Source organism: Streptomyces sp. NPDC029466, from assembly GCF_055574515.1.
In genome coordinates, this window is the sequence record NZ_JBVHZH010000069.1 from 1 (window position 1) to 22066 (window position 22066).

At 72.1% G+C, this 22066-nt stretch carries 20 protein-coding genes; 11 read left to right on the forward strand and 9 right to left on the reverse strand.

Annotated elements, in window-relative coordinates:
• Positions 1-198: 198 nt before the first annotated feature.
• From tyrS to ACZ4XD_RS34525, 3 genes are all read right to left on the reverse strand, one after another.
• On the reverse strand, positions 199-1602 hold the full coding sequence (tyrS, locus tag ACZ4XD_RS34515; protein ID WP_468048913.1) for a tyrosine--tRNA ligase: 1404 nt from the start codon (positions 1600-1602) through the stop codon (positions 199-201).
• A gap of 123 nt (positions 1603-1725) precedes the next feature.
• The gene (locus ACZ4XD_RS34520) at positions 1726-3165 is read right to left on the reverse strand and encodes a metallopeptidase TldD-related protein (RefSeq protein ID WP_468048915.1); all 1440 of its coding nucleotides are present in this window, start codon (positions 3163-3165) and stop codon (positions 1726-1728) included.
• Positions 3166-3247: 82 nt separating this feature from the next.
• Positions 3248-4825: a TldD/PmbA family protein gene (locus ACZ4XD_RS34525; RefSeq protein WP_468048917.1), complete on the reverse strand. Its 1578-nt coding sequence runs from the start codon at positions 4823-4825 to the stop codon at positions 3248-3250.
• A gap of 308 nt (positions 4826-5133) precedes the next feature.
• Here ACZ4XD_RS34525 and fabG point away from each other — a divergent pair, with 308 nt between their 5' ends.
• Positions 5134-5838 carry a 3-oxoacyl-[acyl-carrier-protein] reductase gene (fabG, locus tag ACZ4XD_RS34530; RefSeq protein WP_042161552.1) on the forward strand — a complete coding sequence of 235 codons (705 nt, stop codon included), beginning with the start codon at positions 5134-5136 and terminating at the stop codon, positions 5836-5838.
• A 5-nt stretch (positions 5839-5843) separates the two neighbouring features.
• Positions 5844-6614 carry an enoyl-ACP reductase FabI gene (gene fabI, locus ACZ4XD_RS34535; protein WP_006606409.1) on the forward strand — a complete coding sequence of 257 codons (771 nt, stop codon included), beginning with the start codon at positions 5844-5846 and terminating at the stop codon, positions 6612-6614.
• A gap of 238 nt (positions 6615-6852) precedes the next feature.
• Here fabI and ACZ4XD_RS34540 read toward each other — a convergent pair whose 3' ends face one another.
• Positions 6853-7533 carry a FadR/GntR family transcriptional regulator gene (locus ACZ4XD_RS34540; protein ID WP_467114088.1) on the reverse strand — a complete coding sequence of 227 codons (681 nt, stop codon included), beginning with the start codon at positions 7531-7533 and terminating at the stop codon, positions 6853-6855.
• Between the two features lie 144 nt (positions 7534-7677).
• On the opposite strand from ACZ4XD_RS34540, the gene ACZ4XD_RS34545 reads away from it, so the two are divergent.
• The 4 genes from ACZ4XD_RS34545 (at position 7678) to ACZ4XD_RS34560 (ending at position 10213) form a co-directional block, all read left to right on the forward strand.
• Positions 7678-8997 carry a CynX/NimT family MFS transporter gene (locus ACZ4XD_RS34545; protein ID WP_468048924.1) on the forward strand — a complete coding sequence of 440 codons (1320 nt, stop codon included), beginning with the start codon at positions 7678-7680 and terminating at the stop codon, positions 8995-8997.
• A 16-nt stretch (positions 8998-9013) separates the two neighbouring features.
• Entirely contained in the window at positions 9014-9130 is a 117-nt protein-coding gene (locus ACZ4XD_RS34550) for an SGM_5486 family transporter-associated protein (protein ID WP_468048927.1), read from the forward strand.
• Positions 9131-9374: 244 nt separating this feature from the next.
• Positions 9375-9587: a hypothetical protein gene (locus tag ACZ4XD_RS34555; RefSeq protein WP_388195075.1), complete on the forward strand. Its 213-nt coding sequence runs from the start codon at positions 9375-9377 to the stop codon at positions 9585-9587.
• Positions 9588-9694: 107 nt separating this feature from the next.
• The gene (locus ACZ4XD_RS34560; RefSeq protein WP_468048932.1) at positions 9695-10213 is read left to right on the forward strand and encodes a SixA phosphatase family protein; all 519 of its coding nucleotides are present in this window, start codon (positions 9695-9697) and stop codon (positions 10211-10213) included.
• A gap of 155 nt (positions 10214-10368) precedes the next feature.
• On the opposite strand, the gene serB is transcribed toward ACZ4XD_RS34560, so the two are convergent.
• On the reverse strand, positions 10369-11616 hold the full coding sequence (gene serB, locus ACZ4XD_RS34565; protein WP_468048934.1) for a phosphoserine phosphatase SerB: 1248 nt from the start codon (positions 11614-11616) through the stop codon (positions 10369-10371).
• 549 nt (positions 11617-12165) lie between these two features.
• On the opposite strand from serB, the gene ACZ4XD_RS34570 reads away from it, so the two are divergent.
• Positions 12166-14757 carry an ABC transporter ATP-binding protein/permease gene (locus ACZ4XD_RS34570; protein ID WP_468048936.1) on the forward strand — a complete coding sequence of 864 codons (2592 nt, stop codon included), beginning with the start codon at positions 12166-12168 and terminating at the stop codon, positions 14755-14757.
• A gap of 90 nt (positions 14758-14847) precedes the next feature.
• Here the strand turns inward: ACZ4XD_RS34570 and ACZ4XD_RS34575 are convergent, their stop codons facing one another.
• From ACZ4XD_RS34575 to ACZ4XD_RS34585, 3 genes are all read right to left on the reverse strand, one after another.
• Positions 14848-15606 (reverse strand): transglycosylase SLT domain-containing protein, encoded by a 759-nt coding sequence (locus ACZ4XD_RS34575; RefSeq protein WP_468048938.1) that lies wholly within the window; start codon positions 15604-15606, stop codon positions 14848-14850.
• Between the two features lie 527 nt (positions 15607-16133).
• On the reverse strand, positions 16134-17336 hold the full coding sequence (locus tag ACZ4XD_RS34580) for an S-adenosylmethionine:tRNA ribosyltransferase-isomerase (RefSeq protein WP_468048940.1): 1203 nt from the start codon (positions 17334-17336) through the stop codon (positions 16134-16136).
• Positions 17333-18214 carry an SDR family NAD(P)-dependent oxidoreductase gene (locus tag ACZ4XD_RS34585; protein ID WP_468048943.1) on the reverse strand — a complete coding sequence of 294 codons (882 nt, stop codon included), beginning with the start codon at positions 18212-18214 and terminating at the stop codon, positions 17333-17335. Before ACZ4XD_RS34585 ends, ACZ4XD_RS34580 begins: the two co-directional genes overlap by 4 nt.
• Positions 18215-18400: 186 nt before the next feature.
• On the opposite strand from ACZ4XD_RS34585, the gene ACZ4XD_RS34590 reads away from it, so the two are divergent.
• The 4 genes from ACZ4XD_RS34590 to ACZ4XD_RS34605 all read left to right on the forward strand — a co-directional run bounded on the left by ACZ4XD_RS34590 (position 18401) and on the right by ACZ4XD_RS34605 (position 21112).
• A complete protein-coding gene (locus ACZ4XD_RS34590) occupies positions 18401-19546 on the forward strand; it encodes a GAF domain-containing sensor histidine kinase (protein WP_468048947.1) in 1146 nt (381 codons plus the stop codon).
• On the forward strand, positions 19539-20261 hold the full coding sequence (locus ACZ4XD_RS34595; RefSeq protein ID WP_468048949.1) for a response regulator: 723 nt from the start codon (positions 19539-19541) through the stop codon (positions 20259-20261). Before ACZ4XD_RS34590 ends, ACZ4XD_RS34595 begins: the two co-directional genes overlap by 8 nt.
• A 208-nt stretch (positions 20262-20469) precedes the next feature.
• Positions 20470-20712 (forward strand): chaplin, encoded by a 243-nt coding sequence (locus ACZ4XD_RS34600; protein ID WP_432146215.1) that lies wholly within the window; start codon positions 20470-20472, stop codon positions 20710-20712.
• A gap of 154 nt (positions 20713-20866) precedes the next feature.
• Entirely contained in the window at positions 20867-21112 is a 246-nt protein-coding gene (locus tag ACZ4XD_RS34605; protein WP_468048952.1) for a chaplin, read from the forward strand.
• A gap of 105 nt (positions 21113-21217) precedes the next feature.
• On the opposite strand, the gene ACZ4XD_RS34610 is transcribed toward ACZ4XD_RS34605, so the two are convergent.
• Entirely contained in the window at positions 21218-22033 is an 816-nt protein-coding gene (locus tag ACZ4XD_RS34610) for a hypothetical protein (protein ID WP_468048955.1), read from the reverse strand.
• Positions 22034-22066 lie beyond the last annotated feature (33 nt).

A 22066-nucleotide genomic window follows, 5' to 3' on the forward strand; every position in this document is an offset into this window, starting at 1 on the left:
GCCGGACGAACTCCCACTCAGCATCGGACAGTTCATGGCGACGTATCACCCGACCATGATCCACCACCCGAGATCATTTGAAGACACTCCCTAGGGCGGCCGGGGATCAAGGCTGATCCGAACGGCACCGACCGGCCCGCTCACGCCACGGGCGGCCGGCGCGCACTTCGCGCGCCGGCCGCCCGTACGTCTGCCGTCTCAGCGCCCTTCGAGCTGGGCCAGCTTCCGGCCGGCCTTCAGGTACGCGACGCCGGGGGAGTCCGCCAGCTTCTCGGCCAGCACCTCGCCCAGCGGCCGGGCCGCGTCAGCCTCCGCCAGCACCACGGCCTGCTGGCCGCCCTCGCCCTCCACGACCAGCCGCAGCGCGTTCTGCTTGGCCAGCCGGCGCGCCGCCGAGGCGCTCGGGGTGAACTCCAGCACCGTCGTCAGCACCGCCGCCACCGTCTCCGCGCCGTGCGCTGCGACATCCACGGACGGCAGCGACTCCACATCGGAGAACGACTTCTTGGAGAACTGCGCCACGAAACCGGCCCGCGCCGCCATCGCCGCGTCCAGCCCGTACAGCGCGGTCACGACCTCACCCGCGAGCACCTTCTTCAGGTCCATCGGGTGCATCGAGCGGTCCGCGACCCGGCCCAGGACCAGCGCGATCTCCTCGTCGGTCCACTCCGTCCACGCCTTCAGGTACGGCTCCATCAGCCGGTCCGGCACCGACATGATCTTGCCGAAGACATCGTCGGCGGGCGCGCTCAGCCCGACGTAATTGCCCTTGGACTTGGACATCTTGGCGCCGGTGCCGTCCGTGCCCTCGATCAGCGGCATGGTCACCACCAGCTGCGGCCGCTGACCGCGCAGCTCCATCAGCTTGCGGCCCATCTGCAGGTTCAGCAGCTGGTCGGAGCCGCCCAGCTCCACATCGCACTCCAGCGCCACCGAGTCCAGGCCCTGCGCGATGGGGTACAGCAGCTCTGTCATGGTCAGACCGGAACCGGCCGCCAGCCGGTTGCGGAAGTCCTCACGCTGGAGCAGCTGCGAGGCCGGCACCTGCGCCAGCAGCGCGAGCAGCTCCGGGAAGGTGTACGGCGCCAGCCACTCGCTGTTCTGCCGGAAGCTGACCTTCTCGAAGTCGAAGAAGGGACGGACCTGTTCGCGGTAGGTGGCGAGGTTCTGCGCGATGTCCGCGTCGGTCAGCGGCGGGCGCTCGGCCGTACGGCCCGACGGGTCGCCGATCTTGGCGGTGAAGTCACCGATGATCAGCGTGACGTCATGGCCCAGCCGCTGGAACCGGCTCAGGATGATCAGCGGGACCGCATGCCCGAGGTGCACATCGGTCGCCGTCGGGTCGATGCCCAGCTTGATGTGCAGACCCTTGCCGGCCGCCCGGCGCTCCTCGATCCGCTCGGCCAGCTTCTCCACGCCCGGCAGGACCTCGACCGTACGGGCCGCGATCAGCTCGGCCTGCTCCTTGGCGGGCAGGTCCGTCAGATCCAGATAGCGCCGGGCGCCCGTCTCCTTGAGCAGCTCCTGGACCGTGGCGTCCGAGGAGAGGTCGGCGGAGAGCAGAGTGCTGGCGCGGGCGACGGATTCGCCGAGGCGTGTCATGGCGTTCCTGATCGATCGTGGTTCCCCGAGGGGAGGACAAGCGGACAGTCTATTCGCCCCGTACGACACTCCCGCGCCGTCCGCCCGCCCGGCCCGCCGTCACGGGCCGGGCGCACACCTGCCTCACACCCCGCGGCTGACCGAACTCATGTTGAAGTCCGGGATCCGCAGTGCCGGCATCGCCGCCCGGGTGAAGTAGTCCCCCCACTCGCGCGGCAGGGTCCGCTCCGTACGGCCCGCCTCCACCGCCCGGGACAGCAGATCCACCGGCGACTCGTTGAACCGGAAGTTGTTGACCTCGCCGACCACCTCGCCGTTCTCGACCAGATAGACCCCGTCCCGGGTCAGCCCGGTCAGCAGCAGCGTCGCCGGGTCCACCTCGCGGATGTACCACAGGCAGGTCAGCAGCAGCGCGGGACCGTCATGGCCGGCGGCCGCCACCATCTCGTCCAGCGAGCGCGAACCACCGCCCTCCAGAAGGAGGTTGTCGATGCCCGGCGCCACCGGCAGGCCGGTCAGCCCCGCACTGTGCCGGGTGGTCGGCAGCCGGTGGAGCACCCCCTCGCGGATCCAGTCGGTGGCCGTCAGCGGCAGCCCGTTGTCGAAGACCGAGGCATCGTCGCCGGAGGAGTGCGCCAGGACGAACGGCGCGCACTCCAGACCCGGCGCCCCCGGGTCGCTGCGCAGCGTCAGCGGCAGCTCACTGAGCCGCTCGCCCAGCCGGGTACCCGCCCCCGGCCGCGCCTCCCCGTCGCCGCCGGCCGGCCGGGAGAAGACCGTGCGGCCCTCGGCGGCGTCCCGGGCCCCCGACGACCACATCTGGTAGACCAGCAGGTCGGCGACGGCGGTCGGCGGCAGCAGCGTCTCGTACCGGCCGGCCGGCAGCTCGATGCGCCGCCCGGCCCAGCCCAGCCGCCGGCTCAGCTCGCCGTCCAGCTCCCGCGGGTCGACATCGGTGAAGTCGCGGGTCGCCCGGCCGGTCCAGGCCGAGCGGCTGCGGTCCGGTGACTTGGCGTTCAGCTCCAGCGTCCCGGTGGGCTGGTCGTGCCGCAGCCGCAGCCCGGTCGAGGTGCCCAGATACGACGAGACGACCTCGTGGTGGGCGAAGCCGTACAGCTCCCGGCCGCCGGAGCGGGCCTGCCGGAAGGACTCGCCGAGCGCCGGCGCGAACGCCGCGAACACCTCCGAGGAGGTCTCGGCGGGCGCCTCGGTGAAGTCGGCGGACGCCTTCTCGCCACCGACCAGCGGCTGCGCGTCCTCGGCGGGCCCGGCCTCCCGGGCGGCCGCCTCGGCGGCCCGGACCAGCGGCTCCAGGTCGTCCGCGGTCACCGCCGAGCGCGAGACGACACCGGAAGCGGTGCCCTGCCCGCCGTCCACGGTCGCCACCACCGTCAGGGTGCGCCCCCGGGTGACGCCATTGGTCGTGAGCGCATTACCCGCCCACCGCAGATTGGCACTGGAGTCCTCATCGGCGATGACCACACAGCCGTCGGCCCGGGAAAGCTCCAGCGCCCGCTCGACGATCTCGTGCGGCATCTTCGTACGCGACCTGCGCGTGCTCATCGACCGGCCTCCTGCGTCGTGTTCAGACTGTGCCTGCCCGGGGGACGACCCCCGGACCCCCGGCCGGTTCCGTGGTGGCGGCTCATCGACCGGCCTCCTGCGTCGTGTTCAAGATGTTCACGCCCTCGAAGAGCGCTGACGGGCAGCCGTGCGAGACGGCGGCGACCTGGCCCGGCTGGGCCTTGCCGCAGTTGAAGGCGCCGCCCAGGACATAGGTCTGCGGGCCGCCGACCGCCGTCATCGAGCCCCAGAAGTCGGTGGTGGTCGCCTGATAGGCGACGTCCCGCAGCTGCCCGCACAGACGGCCGTTCCGGATCGCATAGGCCCTCTGCTGGGTGAACTGGAAGTTGTACCGCTGCATGTCGATGGACCACGAGCGGTCACCGACGACATAGATGCCGCGGTCCACCCCGGAGATCAGCTCCTCCGTGGACGGTCCGTCCGCCGCCGGCTGGAGCGAGACATTCGCCATCCGCTGGACCGGCACATGACCGGGGGAGTCCGCGTACGCGCAGCCGTTGGAGCGGGAGAATCCTGTCAACTCGGCGATTCTGCGGTCGAGTTGGTAGCCGACCAGGGTTCCGTCCTTGATCAGGTCCCAGGACTGGGCGGCCACCCCCTCGTCGTCGTAGCCGATCGTGGCGAGCCCGTGCTCGGCGGTCCGGTCACCCGTCACATTCATCAGCGCGGAGCCGTACGCCAGCTTCCCGAGCTGGTCGAAGGTGGCGAACGAGGTCCCCGCGTACGCCGCCTCGTAGCCCAGCGCCCGGTCCAGCTCGGTGGCGTGGCCGATCGACTCATGGATCGTCAGCCAGAGGTTGGACGGATCCACCACCAGGTCGTACGCGCCGGCCTCGACGGTCGGTGCGTGCATCTTCTCGGCGAGGTGCTCCGGGATACGGGCCAGCTCACCGTCCCAGTCGTAGTGGCCGCCGGTCAGATACTCCCAGCCGCGCCCCACCGGCGGGGCCAGCGTGCGCATCGAGTCGAAGTCGCCGCTCGCCGGGTCCACCGCGACCGCGGTGAGCTGCGGATGCAGCCGTACCCGCTGCTGGGTGGTGCTGGTGCCCGCGGTGTCCGCGTAGAACTTGTTCTCCTGGACGGTCAGCAGCGCGGCGTCCGCATGGGCCACGCCCTCGGCGGCCAGCAGCCGCGCGCTCCACTCCGCCAGCAGTTCGGTCTTGTCGGTGTCCGGGATATCGAAGGGGTTGATCTCGTACGAGGAGACCCAGGTGCGGTCCGGGTGCGCGGGCTCCGCCGCCAGCTCGACCCGCCCACCCGTCGCCCACCGCCCCCCTTCGGCAGAAGCGCTTTGCGCTGCCCCTCCCGATTCCGCGGCCCGGATCACCTTCGCGGACAGCTTCGCCATCGCCACCGCCTGCGCGGCCACCCGCGCGGCCGCGTCCATCGTCAGATCCACCCCGGACGCGAACCCCCAGGCCCCGCCGTGCACCACCCGCACCGCGTACCCCAGGTCGGTGGTGTCCGAGGTCCCGGACGTACGGGCGTCCCGCAGCCGCCAGGACGCGCTGCGGATCCGCTCCAGGCGGAAGTCCGCGTGGTCGGCGCCCAGCGCGCGGGCGCGGGCCAGCGCGGCATCGGCCAGCGCGTGCCGCGGCAGCGCCAGGAATGTCTCGTCAACGGCATGGGGTGCAGGCAAGGATTCCTCCCGTGGTCGGCGCCTGCATCATGCCCTGTGGCGGGCCCGCGGCCCAGAGCGCACCGGCCGGTGGCGCCGTGCCGCCGGCCGGGGTGGCACGGGTGCCGGGGCCGGCGCGACACGGCCCGCGGGGGCCGTCGCGGTGCCGGATTCCGCCGTGGTGCGGTGCGGGATTCCGCCGTGGTTCTGTGGAGACCCGACAGGGACCGGCGCACGCGCCTGTCCGTGCTCGATTCCCCGGAAGTGCCCCGTGACCGATAGTTTCGTATCGAAACGCTGGACGGACAGGAAACGGAAAGGGTGATCTCTTGAGCCGCTCGGTTCTGGTCACCGGAGGTAACCGCGGCATCGGCCTCGCCATTGCCCGTGCCTTCGCCGAGGCAGGCGACAAGGTCGCCATCACCTACCGCTCGGGCGAGCCCCCCGCGGGATTTTTGGCCGTGAAGTGCGACATCACGGACAACGAGCAGGTCGAGCAGGCGTACAAGGAGATCGAGGAGAAGCAGGGTCCGGTCGAGGTGCTGGTGGCCAACGCCGGCGTCACCCGTGACCAGCTGCTGATGCGGATGTCCGAGGAGGACTTCACCTCGGTCCTGGAGACCAACCTCACCGGCACGTTCCGGGTGGTCAAGCGCGCCAACCGCGCGATGCTGCGGGCCCGCAAGGGCCGGGTCGTGCTGATCTCGTCCGTGGTGGGCCTGATGGGCGCGCCGGGCCAGGCGAACTACGCCGCCTCCAAGGCCGGCCTGGTGGGCTTCGCCCGCTCGCTCGCCCGGGAGCTGGGCAGCCGCAACATCACCGTCAACGTCGTCGCCCCCGGCTTCGTCGACACCGACATGACCCGGGTGCTCACCGATGAGCAGCGGGAGGGCATCGTCAAGCAGGTACCGCTCGCGCGGTACGCGCAGCCCGAGGAGATCGCCGCCTCGGTCCGCTTCCTGGCCTCCGACGAGGCCGCGTACATCACCGGAGCCGTCATTCCCGTCGACGGCGGATTGGGCATGGGTCACTGATCAGCATGAGTGGAATCCTCGCAGGCAAGCGCATCCTCGTCACGGGTGTCCTGACCGAGTCGTCGATCGCGTTCCAGGCGGCCAAGGTCGCCCAGAACGAGGGCGCCGAGGTCATCCTCACCGGCTTCGGCCGGCTCTCCCTCGTGGAGCGGATCGCCAAGCGGCTGCCCAAGCCCGCCCCGGTCATCGAGCTGGACGTCACCAACCAGGAGCACCTGGACGGCCTGGCCGACAAGATCCGCGAGCACCAGGGTGAGGGCGCCCGCCTTGACGGCATCGTGCACTCCATCGCCTTCGGTCCGCAGGGCGCCTTCAACTTCCTGGAGGCCGAGTGGTCCGACGTGGGCACCGCGGTCCAGGTCTCGGCGTACTCCTACAAGTCGCTGACGATGGCCTGCCTGCCGCTCATGGAGCACGGCGGCGCGGTCGTCGGCCTCACCTTCGACGCGCAGATCGCCTGGCCGAAGTACGACTGGATGGGCGTGGCCAAGGCGGCGCTGGAGAGCACCAACCGCTACCTGGCGCGTGACCTGGGCCCCAAGAACATCCGCTGCAACCTGGTCTCGGCCGGCCCGATCAAGTCGATGGCCGCCAAGTCCATCCCCGGCTTCGAGGAGCTGGCGGACGTGTGGAACCACCGTGCCCCGATCGGCTGGGACCTGGCCGACCCGGAGCCGGCCGGCCGCGGCGTGGTCGGCATGCTGTCCGACTTCTTCCCGCGCACGACGGGCGAGATCGTGCACGTCGACGGCGGTGTGCACATGATGGGCGCCTGACGCCCCGCACTACCTCCGTACTGCCCGTCCCGGTGTGCCGGGGCGGGCAGTACGCATGAGTGCCACGGGAATCCGCCGCGGGAATCAGCCACGGCAATGAGCCATGGCCATCACGGGAATACCGCTCCCAGGCCGCCCGCCGCGGGAATACCGCCCCGGCCCGTCCCGTTGTGGCCCCGCAGGGGGCGCCGGCATCCCCTACGGGAACTGTTCGACCCTCCTCAGGGCCCCGGTACGGTCAGGGCCCCGGTACGGTCAGCCGGCAGCCGAAGGGGTGCGCGCTCGCCTCGGCGGCGGCACGGTCGGCGTCGCCCGCGCGGATCGCCTCCACCAGCCGGGCATGGTCCATATGCGCCTCGGGCCGCAGTTCCTCGCCCACGTCGGCCCGCAGGAAGTCCCGCAGTACGCCCCCGAGGTCGGCGTAGATCTCGGCCAGCACCTCGTTGTGGGAGGCCGACACGATCGCCATGTGCAGATTCGCGTCCGCCTCCACGAAGGCCTCCGCCGCACCGGATTCCCAGGCCCGCTCGCGCCGCTCCAGCAGGGCGTCGATCTGCCGCAGGTCCTGCGCGGTACGGCGCTCCGCGGCGAGCCGGGCGGCCGATGCCTCCAGGGCGCTGCGCAGCTCGGCGACGTGACCGGGCTCGGCCGCCGCGAACCGGCGGTTCATCACGCCGGCCAGCTCACTGGTGGCGACCACATAGGTGCCCGAACCCTGGCGGATGTCCAGCAGCCCGTTGTGGGCCAGCGCCCGGACGGCCTCACGGACGGTGTTGCGGGCCACCCCGAGCTGCTCGACGAGTTCCGGTTCGGTCGGGATACGGGATCCCATCGGCCACTCGCCGGACGTGATCTGGGCGCGCAGCTGCGCGATCACCTGGTCCGCCAGCGCGGACCGGCGGGGCGAGGTCAGAGGCATGGCTGCGCTCCGGGGAGAAGGGGTGGACGGACGGCGGTGGTGCGGCGCCCGCCGGATCCTGTCGGCTCCCGGCGCCGCCCGGGACAGCCGAGGTTATCGGCATCGGTTGGACAGGGATTCATCCCATGATTCTATGATGGGCCTATGGCAGACGACGACCTCGCGACCCTCGGCCCCACCGCCGGGCCCCGTACGACCTCCACCGACCAGCCGGCCGACGGCCCGGAGCGCCCGCAGCCGGGCCCCGAAGCGTCCCCCACGGCCGGGCCGGCCGGCCGCTGGCTGCCGCGCCTGGTGATCGCCGGTCTCGTCCTCGCCGCGCTCAACCTCCGCCCGGCCATCACCAGCCTCGGCGCCCTCCTGGAGGAGGTCCGGGACGGCCTCGGCATGAGCGGCACCGTCGCCGGGCTGCTGACCTCCGTCCCCGCCCTGTGCTTCGCCGCCTTCGGTATCGCCGCGCCCCGGCTGGCCAGGCGCTGGGGTCCGGGCGCTGTCGTCTGCACCGGCATGGTCGCGATCACCGTGGGCGTCGCCTTGCGTCCGTACGTGGGCGGCACCGGCGGCTTCCTCGCCGCCAGCGGGCTCGCGCTGGCCGGTATCGCGGTCAGCAATGTCCTGATGCCGGTCGTCATCAAGAGCTGGTTCCCGGGCCGGGTCGGCCCGATGACCGGGCTCTACTCCATGGCGCTGGCCCTGGGCACCTCGCTCGCCGCGGCGCTCACCGTCCCCATGACCGGTGCGCTGGGCGGCAGTTGGCGGACCGGCCTGGCGGTGTGGGCGGCGCTCGCCGCGGTCGCCGTGCTGCCCTGGCTCGTGGTGGTGCGGCAGCGCCGGACCACCACCGGACCGGCCGGTTCCGCCGCGGCCCGGCCCGCGGAAACCCCGGTGCGGATCACCGCGTCGCCGACCGCCTGGGCGCTGGCCGTCTTCTTCGGTCTCCAGGCCACCGCCGCGTACATCACCATGGGCTGGATGCCGCAGATCTTCCGTGACGCCGGGGTCTCGGCCGGTACCGCGGGGGTGCTGCTCGCCGTCACCATGGCGATGGGCGTGCCGCTCTCCTTCGTCCTGCCCCGGCTCGCGACCCGGATGCGGCACCAGGGGCCGCTCGCGGTCCTGCTCGGCCTCTGCGGCCTGGCCGGCTACGCCGGGCTGTGGCTGGCACCGGCCGCCGGCGCCTGGGCCTGGGCGCTGCTGATGGGCATCTCCAACTGCGCCTTCCCGCTGGCCCTGACGATGATCGGGATGCGCTCGACCAGCTCCGCCGGTGTCGTCAAGCTCTCGGCCTTCGCCCAGAGCGTCGGCTATCTGATCTCCATCCCCGGACCGCTGCTGGTCGGCACGCTCTACCAGCACAGCGGCGGCTGGGGGCTGCCGATCGCCCTGATGGCCGGGCTCATGGTGCCGCAGATCGCGGTGGGTGTGCTGGCAGGCCGGGACCGGCGGATCGAGGACGAGGGGTGAGTGCGACACTGGGGCCATGCCAGTGCTCGAACCGAATCCGCAGGGCGGACAGAAGAAGCTGCTCCTCGTCCTGGGCGCCATGCTCGGCGTGACCGTCGTCGTCGCGATCATCGCGAGCATCGTCGCGCCCTAGTGCTTGCCTGCCCCGGCCCCGGACCGGGGCTGGAACGAGGCCCGGCCAGGGCCCGGATCCCGCGGGCCCGGGGTGGGGAAGGCCCCACCATCCCCTAGGGGGCGGGCATCAGGGGCAAGTGGGTGGCTTCCCGGGTAGGAACGGCCGCCGGTGATCCGTAGCGTCGAAGTACACCGCGGAAAGCGGTGGGCGCGCCGCGGCCCGCGGTCGCGCCGCCCGTCGACGCACCCCGGAGGCGATCCTCATGTCCGCCGTGTTCCGCCGGTCACCCGCGCCCGGCGCGCCCCGCCTGCGGACGCGGCTGCCGTGGTGGGCGCTGGCCCTGCCGGTGGTCTCCTTCATAGCCCTGCTGGCGCTCGTCGTCGGCTCCCCCGAGGCGAGCGCCGCGAGCGCCCGGCAGGGCCTGGCTCCGCTGCTGCGAATCCTGGCCCAGCTGCTGCACGGTGCCGCATGGTGATCACGCGCGGCGCTGCGTAATGATCAGCCGCGCCCGCGTCCCACCCGGCGGAACGAGCGCTTCAACACCCCGCGCCGCGCGCCGCCTTTCATGCGAAGCTGGGACGCATGAGCGCCGATACACCCCGCCGGATTGTCCTCCTCCGACATGCCAAGGCCGAATGGTCGGACAGCAGCGACCATGAGCGTCCGCTCGCCGGCCGCGGCCGCACGGATGCCCCGGTCGCCGGCCGCTGGCTGGCCGGAGCCGGGATCACCCCTGATCTGACCCTGTGCTCGACGTCAGTGCGGACCCGCGAGACATGGAAGCTCGCCGTCCATGAACTCCCGCAGCGCCCCAAGACCGTCTATGAGGAGCGGATCTACGAAGCCTCTCTCGGCGAGCTCATCGCGCTGCTGAACGAGACCTCCGACGAGGTGAACGACCTGATGCTGGTCGGGCACAACCCCGGTGTGCACGCCCTCGCGGACGCCCTTTCGGGCGAGGCGGAGGGCGATCTGCTGCCGCGGATGAACCGCAGCGGCTTCCCCACCGCCTCGGTGGCCGTGCTGACCTTCAACGGCTCCTGGAAGTCCGTCGAGCACGGCGTCGGACGGCTGGTCGCGTACTGGACGCCGCACGCCTGATCCCGGCAGCTCCGCGGGCCCGGTGCGTGCGGAGAGCGGAGACGGATGAGGGCCCCGGCAGAGAGGTTTCTGCCGGGGCCCTCGGATGCGCAAGGACGGCTTCCCGCCGTGCGGTGCCGGACGTGGTCGTGCCGCCGCGGGCAGCGGCCGCGCGGTCACCCGACGTGGGTGTCCGCCGCCTCGACCTCGTCGCGGGTGATGCCCAGCAGATACAGCACGGTGTCCAGGAACGGCACGTTCACCGCGGTGTGCGCCGCCTCCCGCACCACCGGCTTGGCATTGAAGGCGACCCCGAGCCCGGCCGCGTTGAGCATGTCGAGGTCATTGGCGCCGTCGCCGATCGCCACGGTCTGCGCGAGCGGCACCCCGGCCTGCTGCGCGAAGTCCCGCAGCAGCCGCGCCTTGCCGGCCCGGTCCACGACGGCACCGGTGACCCGTCCGGTGAGCTTGCCGTCGACGATCTCCAGGGTGTTGGCGGAGGCGAAGTCCAGCCCCAGCTCCTCCTTGAGCGCATCGGTGACCTGGGTGAAACCGCCCGAGACGACGCCGACTTGATAACCGAGCCGCTTGAGGGTCCGGACCAGGGTGCGGGCCCCGGGGGTGAGCCGCACCTCCTTGCGCACCGCGTCGACCACGGACGCGTCGAGCCCGCCGAGCAGCTTGACCCGGGCGTGCAGCGACTGCTCGAAGTCCAGCTCACCGCGCATCGCGGCGGCGGTGACCTCGGCGACCTCGGCCTCACAGCCGGCGTGCGCCGCGAACAGCTCGATGACCTCGTCCTGGATGAGCGTCGAGTCGACGTCCATGACGACCAGCCGCTGTGCCCGGCGCTGGAGTCCGGCCGACACCACGGCGACATCCACCCCGAGCTGCGCGGCCTCGGGCGCCAGCACCGTGCGCAGCGCCTCGGTCGCCGCACCGGAGACCGCGAACTCGACGGCCGTCACCGGATACTTGGCCAGCCGGAAGATACGGTCGATGTTGCCGCCGGTGGACGTTATGGCGGCGGCGATCGCGGCGGCCGACTCGGCCGTGAGCGGATGTCCCAGCACGGTGACATGCGAACGTCCGGTGCCGCGCGGACGGTTGTCACCCCGGCCGGAGATGATCTCCGCCTGGAGGTTCAGGGACTCGGCCCAGCTGTGCACGGTGGCCCGCAGGTCACCCTCGGCGGAGCCGGAGCCGCCCTGCGCGGGGGAGGGGGCGGTGACCAGCGCGCACAGCGTGATGCGTCCCCGGGTCACCACCTGTTCGATGTCCACGACGTCGACGGAGTAGGCAGCCAGGGTGTCGAAGAGGCCTGCGGTGATGCCGGGCCGGTCCTTCCCGAAGATCTTCACGAGAAGGGTCGGTACGTCATCGCCCGGTACGGCGGTGGCAGGCGGGGTCTGCGATGCGCTCATGGTGCCCTTACGGTAGCCGCCGGGCGGGCGTTTCCGTACGGGTGTCCGGGGTTCGGACCGGCGCGTCCCCGTTTCTCGCGCCCGCGCCCCGTGACTCCCGGCCCCGGCCGCCGCCGTCGATCGTTATGGAGTCGTGTCCGGCCCGCCCCGGGCCGTTGGCCAGGGCATCCGCTCGGCGTGCCAACGACCTTGCCGGGCCGAAGCGTTCGGCAGACCGGGGGAGCGCGACCGCGGCGGGCCGCGGCGCCCCCCCGGGCATTCGTCCGCTTCATCCCATCATGCGGCCTCCGGGGCGGACGTGCATGGCGTGCTCGGCGGCCGCTGTCGCCCCCCGCCGCACCCGCTCCGTCCGTAACACCCGGTATCCGATGATCTCTGCCCATCCATGGGTTCTTCCCGTGCTCCGGGAGCGTTTGGCGCACCGGCGCGAACTCCTTGCACCCCCGTCCCGTCCCGGTTTCCGGTCGGCAGGCCGAGCCTGAAATAGTTCCTCACGATGTTCGCCATCCCTAGACTTCCCATACAGGGCGTCACTCGGGGGACTATGTAATGGGGCATGGAGTGCCTGAACTCGTACTCGAATTGAACGGAAGGACCTGGACGCTCGACCCGTCCCGGTCCTACAACGTGGGCCGTGATCCGCAGGGCGACATGGTGCTCGACGACGCCAGGGTCTCCTGGCGGCACGCCACCGTGAGATGGGCCGGCCGCAGCTGGATCATCGAAGACCAGGGCAGCACCAACGGCACCTACGCCCAGGGCCAGCGGATCCACCAGATGGAGATCGGCCCCGGCTCGACCGTGCATCTGGGCAATGCCACCGACGGCCCCCGGGTGACCCTGTCGGCCCCGGCCGCCGGCGCCTTCAGCGCGCCGGCCGCGAGCGCGCCGCAGCAGCAGGCCGCGCAGGGCCGGCAGGCACCGCCCGCACACCAGCAGCCGCCGGACCGGCAGCCCGCACACCAGCCGCCCGCCCAGCAGGGCTGGCAGGCGCCGCCGCAGGCCCAGCAGCCGCCCTATATTCCGCCCCAGCAGGCGCAGCAGCCTCAGCAGGCGCAGCAGGCCGTGCCCCCACAGCAGGCCCGCCCGCCGCAGGAGCGCCCGGCGCAGAAGGCGGGCGGCGGCCCGGTCCACGGCGACCGCAGCCCGACCACCTTCCACCGCCTCGACATGGGCCGGGTGATGCGCATCGGCCGTGCGCTGGAGAACGAGCTGGTCGTCTCCGACCTCCAGGTCTCCCGCCACCACGCCGAGTTCCGCGCCACCCCCGACGGCCGCTTCGAGATCCATGACCTCGGCAGCCACAACGGCACGTACGTCAACGGCCAGCCGGTCCCCAAGTCCGGCAAGGCGCCGGTCGGCCCGAACGACATCATCGGCGTCGGTCACTCCACCTTCCGGCTGGTCGGCGACCGCCTGGAGGAGTTCGTCGACACCGGCGAGGTCTCCTTCTCGGCCCGCCATCTGACGGTCACCGTCGACGGCGGCAAGCAGATCCTCAAGGACGTCTCCTTCGGCGTCCCGGAGAAGTCGCTGATCGCGGTCATCGGCCCCTCGGGCTCCGGCAAGTCGACCCTCCTCAAGGCGCTGACCGGTTACCGGCCCGCCAACCAGGGCGATGTCCTCTACGACAACCGGAACCTCTACAAGCAGTTCGCCGAACTGCGCCAGCGCATCGGCCTGGTCCCGCAGGACGACATCCTGCACAAGGAGCTGACGGTCCAAAAGGCGCTGCGCTACGCCGCCAAGCTCCGCTTCCCCGGCGACACCGCGGAGTCCGAGCGCGAGGCCCGGATCGACGAGGTGCTGCGCGAGCTCAAGCTCGACATCCACAAGGACAAGCGGGTCACCTCGCTCTCCGGCGGTCAGCGCAAGCGGGTGTCGGTGGCCCTGGAGCTGCTCACCAAGCCGTCGCTGATCTTCCTGGACGAGCCGACCTCCGGACTCGACCCGGGCATGGACCGCGATGTCATGCAGCTGCTGCGCGGCCTCGCCGACGACGGCCGTACGGTCCTGGTCGTCACGCACTCGGTGGCCGAACTCGGGCTGTGCGACAAGCTGCTGGTGATGGCCCCGGGCGGCGGCGTGGCCTACTTCGGCCCGCCGGACGAGGCGCTCAACTTCTTCCAGTACGACACCTGGGCGGATGTCTTCTCGGCGTTCGAGAACTACCGCGACTACGACTGGATGGGGCGCTGGCGCGGCTCCCCGCACTACCAGATGTACGCCGCCGACATCGACGCCGTCGCCCCGCAGTCGGTCAATGTCCAGGTGCCGCCGGCCCGGATACAGAAGTCCCAGAGCTGGGGCTCGCAGCTGTGGACGCTGATGCGCCGCTATGTCTCGGTGCTCGCCTCCGACCGCGGTTTCCTCGGGCTGATGCTGATCCTGCCCGCCGTGCTCGGTGTGGTCTCGATGCTGATCCCCAGCGACTACGGCCTCGGCTACGGTCCGCTGAACAGACACCGCACCAACCGTGACGCGAGCACGATCATGCTGATCCTCGCGGTCGGCATGTGCTTCTCGGGCGCCGCCAACTCGGTCCGTGAGCTCATCAAGGAGCGCGTCATCTACGAGCGCGAACGGGCCACCGGCCTGTCGCGGTCGGCGTATCTGATGTCGAAGGTGATCGTGCTCGGCGTGGTCACGGCCATCCAGGGCGTGATCATCGCGGCGATCGGTTTCTCGACCCGGAACATGCCGGAGGAGGGGCTCCTGGTGGCGAAGGCCCCGGCGATCGAGATGGCGCTGGCGATCATCGCGCTGGGCTTCACCTCGATGATGTTCGGCCTGATCATCTCCGCGCTGGTCAAGACCGCCGAGAAGACCATGCCGCTGCTGGTCATGTTCGCCATCGTCCAGGTCGTCTTCACCGGCGTGCTCTTCCAGCTCTTCGACACGGTGGGCGTCGCGCAGTTCGCCTGGCTGATGCCGTCGCGCTGGGCCGTCGGCGCGATGGGCGCGACCGCCGATATGAACACGCTGCTGCCGTGGGAGCCGGGCAACCCGGACCCGCTGTGGAAGCACCAGACCGGCGTCTATGTGATGGACATGATCATCCTGATCACGCTGGGCGTCGCCCTTGCCTTCGTCGTCGCGCGGCTGCTGCGCCGCCACGAGCCGGAGGTCATGCGCAAGTAACGCCGCGCACCGCACGGCAACGCCCGAGGGGCGGCACCCGGAATGGGTGCCGCCCCTCGGCGGTGTGCGCGGACCGCGTCAAGCGCCGGCTCAGTACGCCGAGTTGACGTTGTCCATCGAGCCGTAGCGGTCGGCCGCGTAGTTGCAGGCGGCGGTGATGTTGGCGACCGGGTCGTACAGGTTCCAGGAGGTGCCCTCGACGTGGTACGCGTTGAAGGTCGGCTGGATCACCTGGAGCAGGCCCTTGGACGGGGTGCCGTTGATGGCGTTGATGTCCCAGTTGTTGATGGCCATCGGGTTACCGCTGGACTCCCGCATGATGTTGCGGTGGATGCCCTCGTAGGAACCGGGGATGCCCTTCTTGGCCATGATGTCCAGCGACTCGCGGATCCAGCCGTCCAGGTTGTCCGGGTAGACCTTGGCGGCGGGCTTGGCGGCCGGCTTCGGGGCGGCCGCGGGGATCGCGGTGCGCACCTCGGACCGGTTCGCGGCGGCCTTCGCCGCACGCGCCTTCGCGGCCTTCGCCTTCGCCGCGGCGGCGGCCTTGGCCTTGGCGGCCTTCTCGGCGGCGACCTTCTTGGCGGCGGCCTCGGCCTTGCCCTTGGCGGCGGAGTTGTCGGCCTGCTGGGAAATCGTGGCCTGCTGGGCCTTGCCGGCGGTGGCTACCGCGCTGAAGGCGACCGGCTTCACGTTCTCGACGGCGGTGGCCTGGCTCGTGCCCTGGTCGGCGTCGGCGCCCGGAACGATGCTGAAGACCAGTGCGGCGGCGCCGGCGGTGGCGACACCGGCGACGGAGAGCTTGTGGGTCCGGGACAGGCGGGGGAGACCAGAAATGAGGTGCTTAGGCATGGCGGGACAGACCTTCCGAATGGGGGGAGGTCGCACGGGCCTTGAGCGGGGCGAACGCCGAGTTTCCGACCACGGCGCCGAGCGACGAAAGCCATTCTTAGCGGCAGGAAATTGCCCCGGCAAAGGTGTGACGTACGATCCGACTTAGTGGAACCACGGTGCGGAATATTCCGTCCCGGATGGCAGCGGCCCAGCTCAAGCCCTATTTACGGTTCCACTACCCCCGCTCGTAAGTGACCTGCGTCCTATGCGCGGCGTCACAGCGCCAAGGGGTTTGTCTCGCCAGATGTAATTGCAAACGCACAGGCTGTATATGCCAGAACTCGCCCGCGACTCCATCGAGGGACTTTCTGGTCAAATCGGACACTTCGCATTCCGGTGAGGGGAAAGCGCGCCGGAATCACCACGAGCGCGCGCCCGTCGACGGGGCTGCGCCGCCGCGCCGCGCCGCCGGGACGGGCCCGGCAGCCGTGGGTCGCCGCATGGGGTGGCGCGGCTGGGTGGCGCGGCGCGATCGCCCCCGGAGCTCAGTCCGGCAGCACCAGATGCAGATCCCCGAACTCGTGCCACAGATAGCGCCCCCGCACCGCCGCCGCGTAGGCATCCCGCAGCATCTCCCCGCCCGCCGTCCCCGCCGTCCCCGCCGTCCCCGCCGTCCCCGCCGTCCCCGCCGTCCCCGCCGTCACCGACGCCACCGCCTCCAGCATCAGCAGATGGGACGCGGTGGGTTCGTGCAGCCCGGTGAGCAGGCCGTCCACCGCCCGCACTCCGCGCTCCGGCGTCACCACCAGATCCGTCCAGCCGGCCGCGGGCCGTACCCGCCCGTCCGCCCCGGCCGCCGACTCCAGGGCCCGTACGGCCGTGGTCCCCACCGCCACGATCCGCCCGGCCGGGGTGCCGCCCGCCGCCCGGCCCCGCCGCGCCGCCGCCCCGCGCCGTGCCCGTGCGGCGTTCACCAGCCACGCCGTCACCGGCGGCACCACGAACCGCTCCGGGTACGGCGGCTCGAACGCCTCCGCCGACGCCACCCCCGTGTGCAGCGCGACCGGCGCGAACTGCACCCCCTTGCTCACCAGCCGCGCCACCAGCTCCGCGGTGAAGGGCCGGGCCGCGCTCGGCATCTCCGCGCTGCCGCCGCCGGGCGCATCCACCGCGAACACCGTTTGGTACGCGGTCAGCGGCTGGTCCCGGTCCGTGTAGCCGTAGCGGATCGGCCGCCCGTGGCGCCGCATCAGCTCCGGCACCCGCGCGCCCGTCACCCGCGCCCACCACAGCCGTACGCCCCCGGGGTCCACCGGAGTCTCCAGGGCCAGCCGCGCCCCGCCGGGCAGCCGCACCACGGTGCCCGCCGGGCCGCCCGCCCGCGGTCGGGTGCTGCCGTGCCCGTCCGGGCTGCGCAGCTCCACCGCCCAGCGCCCGGCCGCCGCCCGGCCTGCCGGGTGCCACCGGTCCCCGCGGGTCGAGAAGTGCACCACCACCGGCTCACCGCGCCCCCGGCCGTCCCCGACCCGGCCGTCCACCGCCGCCGGCAGCGTCCGTGAGGTGTTCACCACCAGGACGTCCCCGGCCGCCAGCAGCTCCGGCAGCTCCCCGAAGGCGTGGTGGCCGGCCTCGGCCGCGCCCCGGCTCACCAGCAGCCGTACGGCGTCCCGGCCCAGGCCCGGCCCCCGCTGCTCGGCCGGGACCCGGGCCGACAGCTCGTCCGGGACCCGCAGCAGATCCGCGATCACCGGGGGCTCACCCCGCCGGGTGTGGCCGCCGCCGTATACCGCCCGCTGGGGGCACTGCCGTCCAGCAGCCGCAGCAGCCCCGGGACCACCGTCGCGGGCAGCGGGCGCCCCGAGGCATCGTCCTCCGGAGCGGCGGCCGCGTAGAGGTCGGTGCGCATATCGCCCGGGTCCACCCACCACACCCGCAGCCCCGGTTCCTCCACCGCGAGCACCGCCGACTGCTGGTCCAGTGCCGCCTTGGCGGCCCCGTATCCGCCCCAGGTCGGATAGGCCTCGACGGCGGCGTCCGAGCTGATGTTGAGAATCGCCCCACCTGTCCCTATATAAGGGGGCGAATCGGACGAAACGGCATTTCGGGCATTCCTGATATTGGGGTGCGAATCGTATGCCCCGCCATTACTGTCACTGTCTCCCGAAAGGGCGCTATTTCCGCCAGGTGCGACTTCCTCATACGACGACGAATAGGAGGACATGCGCAAAAGGGGCATAGCCTCCTGGATGAGTCCCAGTGGCGCCACCACATTCACCTCCAGCGCCGCCCGCAGCCCCTCCAGCGGATGGTCCGCCAGCCGCACCAGCGGCTCGGCCCCCAGCACGCTCGCGTTGTTCACCAGCAGATCGAGCCCACCCAGCTCACCGGCCGCGGCCACCAGCGCCGCCCGGTGCCCGGCGTCCGCCACGTCCCCGGACAGCGCCACCAGCCGGGCCGCCGCCCCTCGCCCCGCTCCCCGTCCCGCTGCGCGCAGCTCCCGCGCCGCCTCCTCCAGCGGCCCCGCCGACCTGGCGTCCACCACCAGATCCCAGCCCCGCCCGGCCAGCGCCGCGGCGAGCGCCCGGCCCAGCCCCTTCGATGCCCCCGTGATGATCGCCACCGGCATGATCACATCCCCTTTCGGCCCGGACCGGGAGCCCGGCCCTCTCCCTCACGGTAGGAACGGCAGCGCGCCCCGGACGTCGGCCGCCGGACCGGCCGTGGCCAGGGCATTCGGCCTAGGCCGGGGGGTGTAGGCGGCAGCCGTCATCGGACCGATACGGGCTGGTCGCCCCGCCGGTACGGTGAGCCCATGACCAACGGAGCGGGAGCCGGGATCCCCGCGGTGAGCACCGCGATCCTGGCGATGAGCAGGCATCTGGAGGTGCGCGACGTCCTCAAGACGATCGTGGCCTCGGCCCGCGAGCTGCTGGACGCCGAGTACGCCGCCCTGGGAGTGCCCGACGATCACGGCGGCTTCGCCCAGTTCGTGGTGGACGGCGTCAGTGCCGAGCAGTGGAAGGCCATCGGCCCGCTGCCCCGCCAGCACGGCATCCTCGCCGCGATGCTGCACCAGGCCACCCCCGAGCGGCTCGCCGACGTCCGGGCGGACCCGCGCTTCGGCGGCTGGCCGGCGGCCCACCCCGATATGTCCGACTTCCTCGGTCTGCCGGTCGCCGACGGTGACGAGATCCTCGGCGCCCTCTTCCTGGCCAACAAGCGCTGCCCCAAGCCGGCCGGCGGCTGCGGCTTCACCGAAGAAGACGAGCGGCTGCTCGGGATACTCGCCCAGCACGCCGCCATCGCCCTGACCAACGCCCGCCTCTACGAGCGCAGCCGTGAGCTCACCATCGCCGGGGAGCGCGCCCGGCTCGCCCACGAGCTGCACGACGCCGTCGCCCAGAAGCTCTTCTCGCTCCGCCTCACCGCCCAGGCCGCCACCGCCCTGGTCGACCGGGACCCGGCCCGCGCCAAGGACGAGCTGCACCAGGTCGCCGCGCTGGCCGCGGAGGCCGCCGACGAACTGCGGGCCGCCGTCATCGAACTGCGGCCCGCCGCCCTGGACGAGGACGGCCTGGTCGCCACCCTGCGCTCACAGGCCCAGGTCCTGGACCGGGCCCACTCCGCACGGGTCACCTTCGAGGCCCACGGCCTCCGGGCCCTGCCCGCCGCCCAGGAGGAGGCCGTTCTCCGCGTCGCCCAGGAGGCGCTGCACAACGCGCTGCGGCACTCCGGCGCCAAGACCGTCGAGGTGAGCCTGCTCCGCGACGGCCAGGGCGCACTGCTGCGGATCGCCGACGACGGCTGTGGTTTCGACCCCCGCGCGGTCCGCCGGGCCGGCCGTCATCTCGGCCTGGTCTCGATGCGCGACCGCGCCGGCGGCGTCGGAGGAAAGCTCACCGTGGAGTCGGAGCCCGGCAGGGGCACCGCTGTCGAGATGGAGGTGCCCGGTGGCTGAGAGAGACAAGGACGGTGCGATGGGGCTTCCCCGGGACGACGGCAGGGAGCGGCCGGGCCGCCGGGCGGCAGGCGAGGGACGGGCCATCCGCGTCCTGCTCGTCGACGATCACCAGGTCGTGCGCCGCGGGCTGCGGACGTTCCTGGAGGTCCAGGAGGACATCGAGGTGGTGGGGGAGGCCTCCGACGGGGCCGAGGGCATCGCCGCCGCCGAGGAACTGCGCCCCGACGTGGTCCTGATGGACATCAAGATGCCCGGCATGGACGGTATCGAGGCGCTCCGCAAGCTGCGTGAACTCGACAACCCCGCCCGGGTGCTGGTCGTGACCAGCTTCACCGAACAGCGCACCGTCATCCCGGCCCTGCGCGCGGGCGCGGCCGGCTACGTCTACAAGGACATCGATCCGGACGCGCTGGCCGGCGCCATCCGCTCCGTGCACGCGGGCCATGTCCTGCTCCAGCCGGAGGTGGCCGGCGCGCTGCTCGCCCAGGAGGAGAACAACGGCGGCCAGGGGCGCGGTACCTCACTCACCGACCGGGAGCGCGAGGTCCTCGGCCTGATCGCGGACGGCCGCTCCAACCGTGAAATCGCCCGCGCGCTGGTGCTGTCCGAGAAGACCGTCAAGACCCATGTCTCCAACATCCTCATGAAGCTCGACCTCGCAGACCGCACCCAGGCCGCCCTGTGGGCCGTACGGCACGGCATCGGGGCCTGACCGCCGTACGGGAGAACCGCCGCACCGCGGTCTCCTGGACCACCCCGGCGCCCCTGTACAACGACAGCAACCGGAATGTCGTCGTCAGATCCGAGATTCATACTGTCGTGTAGCCGTAGCCCGTTTGGCGTATCCCTTCCCGGGCCGGGCCGTTGTCCAGTGCAGCCGTGGCGGCTGGCCACGGCAACGGCAACGAGGAGCTAGAGAAGTGAAGAACATCAAGCGCGCAATGGCCGTCACGGTGGCGGCGAGCGGTCTCGCCCTCGCGGGCGCCGGCATCGCCTCGGCGCACACCCCGCAGGCGCAGGGCGGCTCGGTGGACTCCCCGGGCATCGTCTCCGGCAACAACATCCAGGTCCCGGTGCACGTCCCGGTGAACGCCTGTGGCACCACCGCCACCGTCATCGGTGCGCTCAACCCCACCTTCGGCGCCCCCTGCCTCAACCCCTGAGCACGGGCCTGCCCGCAGGTTCCGCCTGACCCGCGCGACGCCACGGTCCGCGCGGGTCACCCCGGACCGGCCCGCCCCTCAGAGCGCGGGGCCGGTCCCCTCCCTCCGCCCCGGTCATTCCGGCCCTGCGCCACCACGTGAGGAACACGCCCCCATGAACACCGCCAAGAAGGCCGCTCTCGTCCTTGCCGCCACCGGTCTCGCCCTCGGTGCGGCCGCGGGTTCGGCCTTCGCCACCAGTGGCGCGCAGGCCGACGGCAGGGCCACGAACTCCCCCGGCATCGGCTCCGGCAACCTGGCGCAGGTGCCCGTGCACGTCCCCGTGAACGCCACCGGCAACAGCGCCCATGTCATCGGTGTGCTCAACCCCACCTTCGACAACATCAGCTCCAACAACTGAGGTTGTCCGATCTGGGATGCCCGGCTCCGCCTGCCCAGAGCCGTGCGCCCCACTTCGGCACGGGCCCCGTCGACCACACAATGGTCCGGCGGGGCCTGTCCCGTTTCAGCCCCGGTTCCGCTCCCGCTCCTCCACCGCGGAGTTGTACGCCGCCACCTGCGCCCGCCGGGCCGTACGCTCCACCGGCCGCAGCGCCTCGGCACGGGCCGCGATCTCCGACGAGCTCACCGCCGCGCCGTGCTCCCGGCCGTCCCCGCCGGTCTGCTGCGCGATGCCGATGAGCGCACCGACGCGCTGCGCCAGCTCCAGCACCCGCACCGCCCGCGGCGGATACCCGGGGGCGAGCACCTGCCGTCCGGCCTCCGCCCGCGCCCGGTACGCCGCCAGCGCCGCCTGCGCCACCGGACCGGACCCGGCGACATCCAGCCGCGAGAGCAGCGCGGTCGCCTCCTGGAGCGCCTCCGCCAGTTCCCGCTCCGCCTCGCCCAGCGACGGCACATCTGCGGGCGGCGCCTCCCGTACGGGCAGACAGCGCCAGACCACCTCCACATGGACATCGGGCCCGGCGCCGCCCTCCGGCCCGGCCTCGTACGTCTCCGGAACGAGCCCGAGCCCGGCCCCCGAGGCGATCACCGCCTCCTCGGCCTCCAGGGCCCGCGCGTTGAATTCCGGCGGTCCGCACAGCCCCAGCGGATGGCCGGGCACCGGCAGCGCCACCCGCAGGCCGACCGCCCCCAGCGCCCGCAGCCGCCCCAGCGCGAGCGTCAGCCCGACCGGCGCCGCCTCTCCGGGCAGGCCCTCCACGCGGTGTACCGCATCGTCGTCCGCGATCCGATGCGCGGCTTCATCAGGTGAGACAAGTCCGGCCAAAAGGGCATTTCCCCATGCCGCCAGCCGTCCTGAACGAGGTTCATCGAGCATGGTCCCCAGCCTAGGGAAGAGCACCGACAACGA